The sequence below is a fragment of the Serratia plymuthica NBRC 102599 genome (genome assembly GCF_001590925.1).
In the GTDB taxonomy this organism is placed as follows: domain Bacteria; phylum Pseudomonadota; class Gammaproteobacteria; order Enterobacterales; family Enterobacteriaceae; genus Serratia; species Serratia plymuthica.
In genome coordinates this window covers 237,148-250,879 of sequence record NZ_BCTU01000005.1, presented here as the reverse complement: position 1 = coordinate 250,879, position 13,732 = coordinate 237,148, and the positions used below count along the sequence as shown (strand labels likewise).

14 protein-coding genes and 1 tRNA gene are annotated in these 13,732 nt (G+C 56.0%); 12 read left to right on the top strand and 3 right to left on the bottom strand.

The window, feature by feature from the left end:
* Nucleotides 1-294: 294 nt before the first annotated feature.
* Nucleotides 295-384 (bottom strand) — tRNA-Ser (locus SPL01S_RS04670).
* 509 nt (nt 385-893) lie between these two features.
* Here SPL01S_RS04670 and SPL01S_RS04660 point away from each other — a divergent pair.
* The 6 genes from SPL01S_RS04660 (at nt 894) to SPL01S_RS04635 (ending at nt 7,796) form a co-directional block, all read left to right on the top strand.
* A complete protein-coding gene (locus SPL01S_RS04660) occupies nt 894-2,360 on the top strand; it encodes a peptide MFS transporter (RefSeq protein WP_063197873.1) in 1,467 nt (488 codons plus the stop codon).
* A gap of 131 nt (nt 2,361-2,491) precedes the next feature.
* Entirely contained in the window at nt 2,492-3,433 is a 942-nt protein-coding gene (gene ghrA / locus SPL01S_RS04655; RefSeq protein WP_063197871.1) for a glyoxylate/hydroxypyruvate reductase GhrA, read from the top strand.
* A gap of 81 nt (nt 3,434-3,514) precedes the next feature.
* Nucleotides 3,515-4,252 (top strand): phosphatase, encoded by a 738-nt coding sequence (locus tag SPL01S_RS04650; RefSeq protein WP_063197869.1) that lies wholly within the window; start codon nt 3,515-3,517, stop codon nt 4,250-4,252.
* 41 nt (nt 4,253-4,293) lie between these two features.
* Entirely contained in the window at nt 4,294-4,872 is a 579-nt protein-coding gene (locus SPL01S_RS04645; protein ID WP_062792782.1) for a TorD/DmsD family molecular chaperone, read from the top strand.
* Between the two features lie 168 nt (nt 4,873-5,040).
* Complete coding sequence (locus tag SPL01S_RS04640) at nt 5,041-5,694, top strand: tellurite resistance TerB family protein (protein WP_013812460.1); 654 nt, start codon at nt 5,041-5,043, stop codon at nt 5,692-5,694.
* Between the two features lie 68 nt (nt 5,695-5,762).
* Nucleotides 5,763-7,796: a S9 family peptidase gene (locus SPL01S_RS04635; protein WP_006324734.1), complete on the top strand. Its 2,034-nt coding sequence runs from the start codon at nt 5,763-5,765 to the stop codon at nt 7,794-7,796.
* 33 nt (nt 7,797-7,829) lie between these two features.
* Here the strand turns inward: SPL01S_RS04635 and exoX are convergent, their stop codons facing one another.
* Nucleotides 7,830-8,498 carry an exodeoxyribonuclease X gene (gene exoX, locus SPL01S_RS04630; protein WP_063197867.1) on the bottom strand — a complete coding sequence of 223 codons (669 nt, stop codon included), beginning with the start codon at nt 8,496-8,498 and terminating at the stop codon, nt 7,830-7,832.
* 437 nt (nt 8,499-8,935) lie between these two features.
* Between exoX and SPL01S_RS04625 the strand changes: the two genes are divergently transcribed.
* Together SPL01S_RS04625 and pip are read left to right on the top strand one after the other, a co-directional pair.
* Nucleotides 8,936-9,361: a TraR/DksA C4-type zinc finger protein gene (locus SPL01S_RS04625; protein WP_063197864.1), complete on the top strand. Its 426-nt coding sequence runs from the start codon at nt 8,936-8,938 to the stop codon at nt 9,359-9,361.
* Nucleotides 9,362-9,529: 168 nt separating this feature from the next.
* A complete protein-coding gene (gene pip, locus SPL01S_RS04620; RefSeq protein ID WP_063197862.1) occupies nt 9,530-10,483 on the top strand; it encodes a prolyl aminopeptidase in 954 nt (317 codons plus the stop codon).
* A 28-nt stretch (nt 10,484-10,511) separates the two neighbouring features.
* Here pip and SPL01S_RS04615 read toward each other — a convergent pair whose 3' ends face one another.
* Nucleotides 10,512-10,742, bottom strand: coding sequence for a DNA polymerase III subunit theta (locus tag SPL01S_RS04615; RefSeq protein WP_063197859.1), 231 nt, complete (start codon nt 10,740-10,742; stop codon nt 10,512-10,514).
* Between the two features lie 374 nt (nt 10,743-11,116).
* Between SPL01S_RS04615 and ftnA the strand changes: the two genes are divergently transcribed.
* From ftnA to SPL01S_RS04595, 4 genes are all read left to right on the top strand, one after another.
* Nucleotides 11,117-11,635: a non-heme ferritin gene (gene ftnA / locus SPL01S_RS04610; protein WP_004943119.1), complete on the top strand. Its 519-nt coding sequence runs from the start codon at nt 11,117-11,119 to the stop codon at nt 11,633-11,635.
* A 304-nt stretch (nt 11,636-11,939) separates the two neighbouring features.
* The gene (gene yobA, locus SPL01S_RS04605; protein ID WP_013812465.1) at nt 11,940-12,323 is read left to right on the top strand and encodes a CopC domain-containing protein YobA; all 384 of its coding nucleotides are present in this window, start codon (nt 11,940-11,942) and stop codon (nt 12,321-12,323) included.
* 3 nt (nt 12,324-12,326) lie between these two features.
* Nucleotides 12,327-13,208: a copper homeostasis membrane protein CopD gene (gene copD, locus SPL01S_RS04600; RefSeq protein WP_063197857.1), complete on the top strand. Its 882-nt coding sequence runs from the start codon at nt 12,327-12,329 to the stop codon at nt 13,206-13,208.
* A 69-nt stretch (nt 13,209-13,277) separates the two neighbouring features.
* Entirely contained in the window at nt 13,278-13,619 is a 342-nt protein-coding gene (locus tag SPL01S_RS04595) for a YebY family protein (protein WP_063197854.1), read from the top strand.
* The last annotated feature ends 113 nt before the right edge of the window (nt 13,620-13,732 follow it).

Sequence of the window (13,732 nt, the reverse complement as noted above, 5' to 3'; positions counted from 1 at the left end):
CGAACCCTCGATACACTTACGCGTATACACACTTTCCAGGCGTGCTCCTTCAGCCACTCAGACACCTCACCGTATTTTTTCGTTGCGTACTCTCTGGTGCAACGGGGCGCTACTATAGGGAGTGGGGGCGAGCCGGTCAAGCAGAATTTCTGCGTTTCGGCGCGTCCGCTCACGTGCTGCTCAGTTTGTCGAAAACTGCGGCGAACCCTGTGGATCCTTAGGCCTGCTGGCGTATTCCCTGTGTTGCAGACAAAAAAAAGCCTGGACGCGAATCCAGGCTTTCTCTTTAGAATATGGCGGTGAGAGAGGGGTTCGAACCCTCGATACACTTACGCGTATACACACTTTCCAGGCGTGCTCCTTCAGCCACTCAGACACCTCACCGTTTTGTAGCATCGCTAACGCATTGCGCTGTCGACGGGCGCTAATGTAGGAGAATCTGATCTCAGCGTCAACCCTCTTGTGACATAACAATGACTGTTTAGCTAAAGTTGCAGCAATTTGCTGATTTCCCGAGCGATAAACCGCTGCCCAATGCGTACCCGAGGGATAGTAACGATGCTAAATTATCTCACAGACTAATGTTTGAGTGTATTGGTATACAACAGCTCAATATACCAGCAGAGAAGTCTTGGGCTGTGCTGTTATATGCATTAATACTGGATTATTAGTCATATGTGTCGCTAAATAGATCGCTGCTGACGCGGAGGATTTGGCAAGGAATATCACACCGCCGCGCAGGTTGCCGGGCCGTACGCCAGCGATAACGCAGACAGGGACTGATCAATTAAAATAACGGACTCGACGAATTTCAACGGGCAGCCAGCGGCGCTGCGGCTTGAAATACGACGGGCATCATGCAGCAGAGGTTCACTTTGACTCCATCGGACTCCATGCCGGCGGCGCATCAGCGTCACGCCATCCCCCCGGGCGCCGGGGCACTGTTTTTTATCCAAATCTTCGCCACGTTGGGTTTTGCCGTGCTGTACTCCACGCTGGTGCTCTACGCCACCAAACGCCTGGGCTTCAGCGAGGGCAGTGCAAACGCCATGATGGGTGTGTTCGGCGCCTTCAACTATGGGCTGCATATGTTCGGCGGCTACCTGGGCGGGCGCTTTCTGAGTAACCGCAACCTGTTCGTACTGGGTATGGTGCTGCAGGTGATCGGCTGCGCGCTGATTGCTGTGGCGGGCGTTTGGGGCCTGTACTGGGGGCTGGCGATGTTCCTGACCGGCAGCGGGCTGAACGTCACCTGCATCAATATGATGCTCACCCAGCGCTTCAAGCCGGATGACGATCGGCGCGAATCGGCGTTTTTGTGGAACTACGCCGGGATGAACCTTGGCTTCTTCGTCGGTTTTACCGTGGCCGGCTATTTCCAGTTGAGCGAAAACTACCGCGCACTGTTCCTGTTTGCCACGTTGGGCAATGCGGCGGCGATTATCGTCGCCGTCAGCCGTTGGCGCATTCTGGCCGATCTCAACACGCCGTTGCATGACGCCAGCCGCGCGCAATACCGCTGGCGTATGCTGGTCGGGCTGGCAGTATTGGTGGCGCTGGTGCCCATTATCCGGGTGATGCTGACCCATGCGGAATTCAGCGGCCACTTTGTGATTGGCCTCGGCGTACTGATTTTCCTGATGCTGTGCGTGGTCACACTGCGTCACCACCCGCGCACAGAGCGCCGTCGCATGGTGGCCTATCTGATTCTGGCGCTGGGTTCATTGGTATTCTGGGCGCTGTACCAGTTGGCGCCTATGGGGCTGATGCTGTTCTCCGAGCACAATATCAACCTGAACGTCTACGGTATTCAGGTCGCTCCGCAGTGGATCCAGAATATCAACACGTTGGTGATCGTCGTGGGCGGGCCGCTGATGGCCTGGTGGTTTAACCGCTTGCGAGCCCGTGGCTGCAATATCGATATCCCGTTGCAATTCTCCGGCTCGTTGTTTTGCATCGGGTTGGGCATGCTGGTGTTGCCGTTGGGCATCAGCCTGGCCGGCGGCGACGGGCTGGTGGCGTTTAAATGGATTGCAATCAGCTACATACTGCAAAGCATTGGCGAACTGATGATCTCCCCGATCGGCTACGCGATGATCGGCAAGCTGGCGCCACCGCGTTATCAGGGCGTCATGATGGGCTGCTGGATGATGGTCACCGGCGTCGCTTCGGTGTTGGCGGGCTATGTCTCCGGCCTGATGCCAGAAAACAGCGGCAGCACTCCGGCTCTGACCAACCCCGGCTACAGCGAAATATTCAGTGCGCTGGGCTGGGGGGCTACGGGCGTTGGCGTGGTGATGTTGATCCTAATCCCGCTGTTGCGCCGGCTGATAAGGCACGACGCCCGCGTCGCAGCCTGAGATCTCTGCAGGATAAAAAAAGCAGCCCCACTGGTCGGGGCTGTTTGCGTTTTTGGCTTTAGCGCTTGCATCTGTCGGCGAATCGCGGAAATCTGGATGAAAATGCATAAAAAACAGACGGAGTCTGACCGATGAACATCATTTATTACCACCCCTTATTTAACGCCCAGGATTGGTTGGCAGGCATCAAACAGCGTCTGCCGCAGGCCAACGTTCGCGAATGGCAACCCGGCGACGATCGCCCAGCGGATTATGCGCTGGCGTGGCGTCCGCCGCAGGAGATGCTGGCTAACCGCCGGCAACTGAAAGGGGTGTTCGCCCTGGGAGCGGGCGTCGATGCCATTCTCGAGCAAGAGCGCCAACATCCCGGCACGTTACCGGCGGGCGTCCCGCTGCTGCGCCTGGAAGATACCGGCATGGCGCAACAGATGCAGGAATATGCGTTGAGCTACGTGTTGCGTTACTTCCGTCGTTTCGACGAGTATCAATTGCTGCAACAGCAGCAAAAATGGCAACCGCTCGATCCCCATCAACAGGATAATTTCACCATTGGCATCCTCGGGGCAGGCGTTCTGGGGAAAAGCGTGGCGCAAAAGCTGGTGGAGTTCGGTTTTAACGTACGCTGCTGGAGCCGCAGCCCCAAGCAGATCGATGGCGTTGAGAGTTTTGCCGGCGCAGAGCAGTGCACCGCGTTTCTCGAGGGCACTCGGTTGCTGATCAACTTGCTGCCGAACACGCCGGCAACCGCCGCTATCCTCAATCGCCATCTGTTCGCGCATTTGGTGCCGGGAGCCTATCTGATCAACATCGCCCGCGGCGCGCATCTGGTTGAGGACGATCTCTTGCAGGCACTGGATCAGGGGCAGATTGCCGCCGCCACCCTGGATGTGTTCGTCAACGAGCCGCTGCCGCAGGCACACCCGTTCTGGCGTCATCCGCGTGTCACCATTACCCCGCATATTGCTGCCATCACCTTGCCGGAACAGGCGATGGACCAGATAGCCGCCAACATCCGCACTTTAGAGGCCGGGCAAACGCCTGCAGGGGTGGTGGATGTGCAACTTGGTTACTGACCTTTCGGTGACTCACCTGCTAAGCTAATAAGAAACCCGGCCTGCCGCCGTCCCTTTGGCAGGCCGCCAGAAGGAGAAATAATGTACCCTGTTGATTTGCATATGCACACCGTTGCCAGTACCCACGCCTACAGTACGCTGCATGATTACATCGTCGAAGCCCATCAAAAGGGCATCAAACTGTTCGCCATCACCGATCACGGCCCGGATATGGCTGATGCTCCGCATTACTGGCACTTTATGAACATGCGCGTCTGGCCACGTCTGGTGGATGGCGTAGGGATCCTGCGAGGTATCGAGGCCAACATCAAAAACCTGCAGGGCGATATCGACTGCACCGGGCCGATGTTGAACGAAGTCGACGTGATTATCGCCGGTTTCCACGAGCCCGTATTTGCGCCGCAGGACAAGACGGCCAATACCGAAGCGATGATCGCCGCGATGGCGCAAGGGGATGTGCACATTATCAGCCATCCCGGCAACCCAAGGTATCCGATCGACATCGCAGCGGTCGCCGCAGCGGCCGCGAAGTATGAAGTGGCGCTGGAGCTGAATAACTCGTCATTCACCCATTCACGCAAGGGCAGCGAGGACAATTGCCGGGCGATTGCCGCTGCGGTGCGTGATGCAGGCGGTTGGCTGGCACTGGGGTCGGATTCACATATCGCTTTCTCACTCGGCGGCTTCGAGCACTGTGAACGCATCATCGCTGAAGTGGAATTTCCGCAGGAACGGATCCTCAACGTCAGCCCACGGCGCCTGCTGGACTTTCTCGAGCGGCGCGGCAAGCCGGCGATTGCGGAATTGGCCGATTTGTGACATCGTCCCGGCAAATTTTCCGTATTGTATAAGGCATTATCATGAATGAATTTTCCGTTGTTTGCCGCGTGCTGGGTACGCTGTTTTACCGTCAGCCGCAAGATCCGTTGTTGGTGCCGCTGTTCACGCTGATTAAAGAGGGCAAGCTGCAGCAACACTGGCCGCTGGAGCAGGACGAACTGCTGACGCGCTTGCAGCAGGGATGCGATGTGAACCTGCTTTCCGCCGATTTCAACGCGATGTTTGTCGGCAGCGAATGCAGCGTGTCGCCGTTCCGTTCCGCTTATGTGGAAGGGGCAACGGAGGCGGAAGTTCGCACTTTCCTGCAGCAACGCGGCATGCCGCTTGGCGAAGCGCCGGCCGATCACTTCGGTTCCCTGTTGCTGGCTGCCTCCTGGCTGGAAGATCAATCGCAGGAAGACGAAGTGCAGGCGCAAATCACCCTGTTTGACGAGTACTTGCTGCCTTGGTGCGGCCGTTTCCTCGGTAAAGTGGAGGCGCACGCCACCACCGGTTTTTACCGTACGCTGGCGCTGCTGGCCCGTGAGTCGATTCAGGCGATGCGTGACGAACTGGCGGAATATGAGCAGGACGAAGAACAGCCGGGCGAAGAAGGCTGAAGCACTAAAAATGGCGGGCCTGCGTGGCCCGTTATCGTTTTCTCTGCGCTAAACACAGGTTTTCATCCCCCATACGTAAGTTGACAAAAAATCCCCTAATCTGACGGTTCATCGGCGGTTGGCTTTTCCGTGCCTGCGCGCCTCGTTTCCTCACGCAAAGGGTAGAGCATGAAAAATAACTGGATGCAGCAGATTCAATCGATGATTGGGCAAAAGGCCGGTTCCATCGGTGGGGCGGAAGGCATTGGCAAACTGCTGGCCCCGACCGCATTGGGGGGCCTGGTGGGCGTTTTGCTGGCGAACAAATCTTCGCGCAAGCTGGTGGGCAAGTTCGGTAAAAACGCCTTGATTATCGGCGGCAGCGCGGCCGTTGGCGCGGTGTTGTGGAATAAATACAAGCAGCGGGTAAAAGAAACCCATCAGGACGAACCGCAGTTTGGCTTGCAAACTACACCGGTGGATCTGCGCGCCAAACGGTTGGTGCAGGCGCTGGTGTTTGCCGCCAAGAGCGACGGCCATATCGATGCGGAAGAAAAACGCGCCATCGACCACAGCCTGGAACAGCTGCAGGTGGGCGAGGAAGCGCAAAAATGGGTGCAGGAGGCGATCGACCAACCCTTAAACCCGGATCTGATCGCCCAGAGCGTGAAAAACGAAGACGAGGCGCTTGAGGTGTATTACCTGAGCTGCATGGTGATCGACGTCGATCACTTTATGGAACGCGGCTATCTCGATGCGCTGGCGCAGTCGTTGAAGATCCCTGCGGACGTCAAGCAGGGCATTGAAAACGACGTCAACGAGAAAAAACGCGAGCTGGCGTAGCGCCGCTTGGCAAGCCGGGGGGAATCGTGTCACTCTTGCCTTAATCAAGGTAAGCGGATGATTTAGCAATGATGACACCCCCTAAGGCAGAAAAACGACCTTATCCCATCACCATCCACGGCGATACGCGCGTGGATGACTACTATTGGCTGCGCGACGACGAGCGGGCAGACCCTCAAGTGCTGGACTATCTGCAGGCGGAAAACGCCTTTACCGATGCGATGCTGAAACCGCAGCAGGCGTTGCGTGAGACGCTGTATGAAGAGATGGTGGCGCGTATCCCCCAGCAGGAGCACTCGGTGCCTTATGTCAGGCACGGTTACCGTTATCAAACCCGTTTCGAGCCGGGCAACGAATACGCGATTTATGTTCGTCAGCCACAGGCGGAAAGTGAACGCTGGGATACGCTGATCGACGGCAATCAGCGCGCCGAAAAACGCGAGTTTTACACTCTGGGCGGTTTGGAAGTCAGCCCCGACAACCAGAAACTGGCGGTAGCGGAGGATTTCCTGTCACGCCGGCAGTATGACATTCGCTTTAAAAATCTGAACGACGACAGTTGGGCCGACGAAGTGCTGGAAAACACCTCCGGCAGCTTCGAATGGGCGAACGACTCCGCCACCGTTTATTACGTGCGTAAACATGCCAAAACGCTGCTGCCCTATCAGGTGTATCGCCACGTGGTGGGCACAGATCCGCAGCACGACCAACTGATCTACGAAGAGCTGGACGACACCTTCTACGTCGGGCTGGAAAAAACCACCTCCGAACGCTTTATCCTGATCCACCTGAGCAGCACCACCACTTCGGAGATTTTGCTGTTGGACGCCGATCGCGCCGACAGCACGCCGCAGATGTTTGTGCCGCGCCGCAAGGATCATGAATACGGCATCGATCACTACCATCAGCATTTCTATATCCGCTCCAACAAGGACGGCAAGAACTTCGGTCTGTATCAGAGCGAGCAGGCGGATGAAGCGCAGTGGCAGGAGCTTATCGCTCCGCGTATCGAGGTGATGCTTGAAGGCTTCAGCCTGTTCCGTGACTGGCTGGTGGTGGAGGAGCGCAGCGAAGGCCTGACCCAACTGCGCCAGATCCACTGGCAGAGCGGCGAAGTGAAACGCATCGCTTTTGACGATCCGACCTATACCACCTGGCTGGCCTACAATCCTGAGCCGGAAACAGAATTGCTGCGCTACGGCTACTCTTCGATGACCACCCCGACCACGCTGTATGAGCTTAATCTCGACAGCGGCGAGCGCGTGATGCTCAAGCAGCAGGAAGTGAAAAACTTCACGCCGGAAAATTACCGCAGCGAGCGGGTATGGGTGAAAGCACGGGATGGCGTCGAGGTGCCGGTCTCGCTGGTTTATCGCCAGGATCGTTTCATCCGGGGCAGCAATCCGTTGATGGTTTATGGCTACGGCTCTTACGGCAGCAGCATGGATCCGGCCTTCAGCGCCAGCCGCTTGAGCCTGCTGGATCGCGGTTTTGTCTTCGTCCTGGCGCACATTCGCGGTGGCGGCGAGCTGGGGCAGCTGTGGTATGAGGACGGCAAGCTGTTCAAGAAGCAAAATACTTTCAACGATTTTATCGACGTGACAGAAACGCTGATCGCGCAGGGCTATGGCGACGCCAAACGCGTCTTCGCCATGGGCGGCAGCGCCGGCGGTCTGTTGATGGGGGCGGTGATCAATCAGGCGCCGCAGTTGTTTAACGGCATCGTGGCGCAGGTGCCTTTTGTCGACGTGGTCACCACCATGCTGGATGAGTCTATTCCGCTGACCACCGGCGAATACGACGAATGGGGCAACCCGAACGAGCCGGCGTATTACGACTACATTAAACAATACAGCCCGTACGATCAGGTGAAAGCGCAAGATTACCCGCACATGCTGGTGACCACCGGGCTGCACGATTCGCAGGTACAGTACTGGGAACCGGCCAAGTGGGTGGCGAAGCTGCGCGAGTTGAAAACCGACGATCGTCAGCTGCTGCTGTATACCGATATGGATTCCGGCCACGGCGGCAAGTCCGGGCGTTTCAAAGCCTATGAGGATATTGCGCTGGAGTACGCCTTTATTCTGGCGCTGGCGGAGTAATTTGCAGGCGGGCGGCGATTGCTGCCCGCTTTTTTAGCCGAACAGATAGTATTTCAACGTATGCCTCATGTCCGGGCTGAGATCCTCGATGGACTTCAACATCCAGCGCAGATAGCCGGGATCTTCCTGCGCAATGCGATCAATTTCCTGCCCGCGATACTTGCCGAATTTGAATTTCTTCAGCAGCACCGGCTGTTCGGTGATTTGCGCCATTTGTTCCGGCGTCCACCCTGAATCTTTGACGATGCGTTGCAGCAGCGCAGCGGTTACGTAGCAATCGTACAGCGCCCGATGCGGGTACAGCGTGGTGTCTTGCGGCAGTTGCACCTCCAGATTCAACGCATAGCGCAGATACTGATTGCCGTATTTGATGTCCGGGTACAGGGTGCGCGCCAGTTTCATGGTGCATATCCAGGCACCGCGCATTTCCGGCAGCACGCCGCGATCAAACGCTGCGTTGTGCGCCACATAGTAAGGGCTGCCCAGATAGCGGCCGATCGCCACCGCGATGCGCGGCTTACCCTCGACCATCTGTTCGGTGATGTGATGGATAGCCATCGCATCAATGCTGATGGGCCGATCGGGGCTGACCAAGTCGCTCATCGGATTGGCGATGTGGCCGTCGATCAGATCGATGGAGGCGACTTCCACCACACCGCCGTCCAGCCCGCAGGTTTCAGTGTCTATTACGCGTAAAATCATGGTTTCCTCAGGGGCAACAGCACTGCGTTAGCTTAACCGGCAGTAGCGCCCGTGCCAACCGTTGGGGCGGTTTGAGCAATTTCAGACAACAAAAAACCCGCCTCGGCGGGTTTAATTACGGTTAGAAGTTCGCTTACTCGCCGGACGTTTGCCCTTTTTTGGCGCGTTTGCCTGCGCGTTTCTCAGCAGGGGTTTTCAACGGCTTCTTCTTCGCATTTTTCTTGCTATCCATTCCCTTACTCATGTTGGCCTCTCAGTTACCTATGGGTGGGTGGTTTGCTAAGCCATTAACCACCTTACACCGGTTGGTTGCAAGCATGAAAACGTATGTTTTAGTCAATCGCTTGTTAAGCGTGAGTATTTTGTTTTTTGTGAAAGGCTGCTTAATTGGTTTGATATGTTATAATATAACAAATAAATTATCGCGGGAGAGCGCAATGACCGTCGTTTCCTTGTTAAACCCACAGCAGCTCTTGGCCATGCCGGAGTCTGATTATATGAACCCGGCACAGCAGGCGTTTTTTCACCAACGCCTGCTGGAGGAGCAGCAAAAATTGCTGCTGCACATCGATGCGTTGAAACTCGACATCGACGGCGGTGAAGTCTCCGGCGACGAAGCGGATAAAGCCGCGCGTGAAGAAGACCTGCGATTGCTGTTCCGCCAGTTGGACCGCGAAAGCCGCTTGTTGCCGAAAATCGCTGCGGCGTTGTCGCGGCTTCATAACGGAGAGTTCGGCTATTGCCTTGAAACAGGGGAGCCCATTGGCCTGCCGCGTCTGTTACTGCGGCCCACGGCGGAACTGGGCATCGAGGCGAAAACCGCTCAGGAAATGCGTGAGCCGCACTTGCGCAAAAGAGGCTGACCCGCGCGCTGGTTATGCCCGTTTGGGCTGACCCGGCCGGTATTTTGCGGTCATTTTAAGCAAACGCACGCTAACTTGCCGGGGAGTGTGGGAGTTTTCAGGTTTTACCGTTGACCTGATGGGCCGCTTCGGCTTTTATGAGGGTATGACCACAGAAACGGAAGCGCCATGGAACAATTACGAGGTTTGTACCCGCCGTTAGCAGCGTATGACAGCGGTTGGCTGGACACAGGGGATGGCCACCGGATCTACTGGGAACTGAGCGGTAACCCGAAGGGTAAGCCGGCAGTCTTTATTCATGGCGGACCGGGCGGGGGGATCTCATCCTATCACCGCCAACTGTTCGATCCGCAGCGCTACAAGGTGATGCTGTTCGATCAGCGCGGCTGCGGACGCTCCAAACCGCACGCCAGCCTGGACAACAACACCACCTGGCATCTGGTGCAGGACATTGAACGCCTGCGCGAAATGGCCGGCGTGGAGCAATGGCTGGTGTTCGGCGGCTCATGGGGATCGACGCTGGCGTTGGCCTATGCGCAAACCCATCCGCAGCGCGTTAGCGAAATGGTGTTGCGCGGCATCTTCACGTTGCGTAAGCAGGAATTGAGCTGGTATTACCAGGACGGCGCTTCGCGCTTCTTCCCGGAGAAATGGGAGCGCGTGCTGTCGATTCTTTCAGAGGAAGAGCGTAAGGACGTGATCGCGGCCTACCGCCAGCGCCTGACCTCAAAGGATCTGCAAGTGCAGCTTGAAGCGGCGAAGTTGTGGAGCGTGTGGGAAGGGGAGACGGTAACGCTGTTGCCAAGCACCGAGTCCGCTTCCTTTGGTGAGGATGACTTTGCGCTGGCGTTCGCCCGCATCGAAAACCACTACTTTACCCATCTGGGCTTTCTGGACAGCGACGATCAGCTGCTGAGCAACGTTCCGTTGATTCGCCATATCCCGGCGGTGATCATCCACGGCCGCTACGATATGGCTTGCCAGGTGCAAAACGCCTGGGATCTGGCGAAGGTCTGGCCGGAGGCGGAGCTGCATATCGTCGAGGGTGCAGGGCACTCCTTCGATGAACCGGGTATCCTGCATCAGCTGATGCTGGCCACCGACAGATTTGCCGCAAAGTGATGCAAAACCCGCCATGACGGCGGGTTTTTTACTTGGATTTCGGCTCGTACGGCAGACGCGAATACTTGTGTGATTCGACGCGATAGAACGCCACGCGTTCGCGGAAATAGTCGCGCAGGTGCGCCGGCTGTTCGCGTTCAACCATTTCCGGGATCACCGGCATGTTATAGCGTTCTTTAAACGCCACGCCGGAAGCCGCGAGATCAACGTTCACCTTGTCCATCTCTTCTTTGGAAAGCTCTGCCAGATTGTAACCCACCGTATTCTCCTTACTGTCACCGCATTGGATCAGCGCAGAAGGTAATGCACCCGGCGGCGCTTGGCAAGCCTGAAGCGCAAGGTGAGCAGGGCAGCGGGAATAACGCCAGCCATCAGCGTTTATTTATTATGCCGAAGGTAATGCAATCTATTTGTTTTATTAAATAAGAATGATTCGTTTTTGAGATAAATGTACAGATGAAAATAGTTATCATAATAATTTAGATGAATAATTAATATTTAATTTAACGTATTGATTTTTAATTGATTAAAAATTAAATGACGCATGATGTAAATCAGGTGTTTTTATTTTGTTCTTACCAAGGCATAATGCGGAAAAATTAAATCGATACCTGCAAAATAAAAGGGATAATTATGCTGACGCAAGAAATGACCAAAAAGCTGAATGAGCAACTGAATCTGGAATTTTATTCCGCCAACATGTACCTGCAAATGAGCGCATGGTGCAGCGATAAAGGCTTTGAAGGCGCGGCCGCATTTCTTAAAGAGCATTCTCAGGAAGAGATGCAGCACATGCAACGTCTGTTCGATTATCTGAGCGATACCGGCTCCTTGCCGCTGCTGGGCACCATTGCCGCGCCGCCGGTTGAGTTCGAATCCCTGGCGGACGTGTTTCAACAGACTTACGAACATGAGCAACTGATTACCCGCCAGATCAACGAGCTGGCGCATGCGGCAATGACCGCTCATGACTACTCTACCTTCAACTTCCTGCAGTGGTATGTCGCTGAGCAGCACGAAGAAGAGAAACTGTTCAAATCCGTGCTGGATAAACTGGCGCTGGTGGGCAACAGCGGCAAGGCTCTGTTCTTCATCGATAAAGATCTGAAGAAAATGGGTGCGGCCGGTGAAAACGGCAACGGCCAGGGTTAAATCTGCGCTGAATAACCGCGCGTCGGGCTTTGCCTGGTGCGCGGTTTTTTTATGCCCTGCATTTAGCATGGTTTAGCAGCGATACGTGCTGCCAGATCGCAGAATGCCAGCGTTCTGCTCGACTTACGGATCGAGTCTCGTTATCATTTAATACGATACGCTACAGGGAGGGTAGAGAGTCAAAACAGCGGGTTAGCCGTTATTCCCGTTCTTCTGTTTACCCGTGGCGCAATCATCTGCGGTGGGTTCCGGCTGCCGGCCTTAACCCTTATCACCCTCGATTATTGCTTTAAGGGATATCACTGTGATCGGTAAAATTCGTTCTTCGTATCGCCTGCTTTCTACTATTTTTGTGTTGTTTGTCGGGCTATCCTCGCAGCAGGCGCTGGCGCATGCCCATTTGAAAGTGCAGACGCCGGCGGAAGATGCCATCGTCAGCCCGGCACCGAAGGTGCTGACGCTCAATTTCTCCGAAGGTATTGAGCCTAACTTCAGCGGCGTGAAAATTACCGGCCCGAACGATGCCAAAGTGAAAACCGGTAAATTGCAGCTCGACGCGAACAACAACACCCAGATCAATTTGCCTATCGAAGACGATCTGGCTGCCGGCAAATATAACGTTAGCTGGCATGTGGTTTCGGTCGACGGCCATAAAACCAAAGGCCAGTACAGCTTCACCGTCAACTAAGCCATGAGTCTGGCGGCCCTGTTTGTTCTGTGTCGCTTTGTGCACTTTGCGGCGGTGATGCTGATGTTTGGCAGCAGCCTGTTCACCGCCTTATTGTCGCCGCAGCGCCTTTCCCCGTATCTCTCCCGTGACGTGCGTCCTCTGCTGGTTTCCAGCACCTGGCTTGCCGGGCTTTCTGCCGTGGCGTTGCTGGCGATTCAGGCCGGGCAGATGGGGGATGGCTGGGCCGATACCTGGCAACCCGGTGTTTGGTGGGCGGTGCTGGGCACCACCTTCGGCGAGGTCTGGCGCTGGCATTTGGGGATGTCGCTGCTGGCGTTGTTAAGCCTGTGGCTGCCGGAGCAACGCCGTACACCGCTGTTGGCGCTGCTCTCCACGTTGCTGCTGGTCAGCATGGCGTTTATCGGTCATGCGGCAATGCATGGGGGCGCACTCGGCGCGCTGCACCGTTTTAACCATGCGCTGCACCTGGTGGCCGCCGGTTACTGGTTTGGCAGCCTGCTGCCGCTGTTGACCTGCCTGCGCTATCTTGCTCAACCGCAGTGGCGCAGCGACGCGGTGATCACCTTGATACGTTTCTCGCGCTGGGGGCACCTGGCGGTGGCGTTGGTTATCTTGACCGGCATAATTAACAGCTTGATTATTCTCGGCAACTGGCCGCTGGATGTGGCTTCGCCATATCAGCGCCTGTTGTTGTTCAAAACTGCGCTAGTGGCGCTGATGGTCATGGTGGCGCTGGCCAACCGTTACGCCATCGTACCGGCGATGAGCAGCGTACCCAGGCTGGCACAGCGCGGGTTGATGCTGGCCTGCTGGATTGAGGTTGTGCTGGGCGCATGCGTACTGCTGCTGGTCAGTTTATTTGCAACCTATGCGCCGGTGTAATATTGCGGCTTGCCGGATGCCTATAAACTGCGGGAAAATTGAATCAAATAGCAACCTTAAGGCCATAACATGAAATCGGTATTACTTGGCATCACGCTGCTGGCCGCCGCGACCGGCGCGCTGGCGGCAGACCAACTGGTTAACATCACCAAGCTGGAATACGGCAAGCAGTGGGCGTTCACCAAAGAAGAAGTGACGTTGCAATGCCGCAGCGGCGGCGCGCTATTTGTACTTAACAACAGCACGCTGATGCAATACCCGCTTAACGCCGCAGCAGAAGCGCAGGTGAAAGCAGGGCAGCAGCGCGCCCAGCCGCTGGATGTGATCCTGCTGGATGACGCTGCCAATCCCGGCAAAAAAATGAGCATAGAGCCATATCGTGAGCGCGCCGAGAAGCTGTGCGCGAACTAATGGCTTGCTCCACAATGGCTTAGCCAGAGGTTAATCGGTGCTGAGAAATTGCGCGGAATTAATTTCAAAACGTAACTGTCACCACCCGTGTGCGAGGCTGGCAAAACTAGCGC

What these genes read in the sequence shown, in the direction of transcription:
- SPL01S_RS04595 (WP_063197854.1), top strand. Translation starts at nt 13,278, where the DNA reads ATGAAATCGGTATTACTTGGCATCACGCTGCTGGCCGCCGCGACCGGC.
- SPL01S_RS04640 (WP_013812460.1), top strand. Translation starts at nt 5,041, where the DNA reads ATGAAAAATAACTGGATGCAGCAGATTCAATCGATGATTGGGCAAAAG.
- exoX (WP_063197867.1), bottom strand. Translation starts at nt 8,498, where the DNA reads ATGATTTTACGCGTAATAGACACTGAAACCTGCGGGCTGGACGGCGGT.
- ghrA (WP_063197871.1), top strand. Translation starts at nt 2,492, where the DNA reads ATGAACATCATTTATTACCACCCCTTATTTAACGCCCAGGATTGGTTG.
- SPL01S_RS04645 (WP_062792782.1), top strand. Translation starts at nt 4,294, where the DNA reads ATGAATGAATTTTCCGTTGTTTGCCGCGTGCTGGGTACGCTGTTTTAC.
- pip (WP_063197862.1), top strand. Translation starts at nt 9,530, where the DNA reads ATGGAACAATTACGAGGTTTGTACCCGCCGTTAGCAGCGTATGACAGC.
- SPL01S_RS04660 (WP_063197873.1), top strand. Translation starts at nt 894, where the DNA reads ATGCCGGCGGCGCATCAGCGTCACGCCATCCCCCCGGGCGCCGGGGCA.
- copD (WP_063197857.1), top strand. Translation starts at nt 12,327, where the DNA reads ATGAGTCTGGCGGCCCTGTTTGTTCTGTGTCGCTTTGTGCACTTTGCG.
- ftnA (WP_004943119.1), top strand. Translation starts at nt 11,117, where the DNA reads ATGCTGACGCAAGAAATGACCAAAAAGCTGAATGAGCAACTGAATCTG.
- SPL01S_RS04635 (WP_006324734.1), top strand. Translation starts at nt 5,763, where the DNA reads ATGATGACACCCCCTAAGGCAGAAAAACGACCTTATCCCATCACCATC.
- SPL01S_RS04650 (WP_063197869.1), top strand. Translation starts at nt 3,515, where the DNA reads ATGTACCCTGTTGATTTGCATATGCACACCGTTGCCAGTACCCACGCC.
- SPL01S_RS04625 (WP_063197864.1), top strand. Translation starts at nt 8,936, where the DNA reads ATGACCGTCGTTTCCTTGTTAAACCCACAGCAGCTCTTGGCCATGCCG.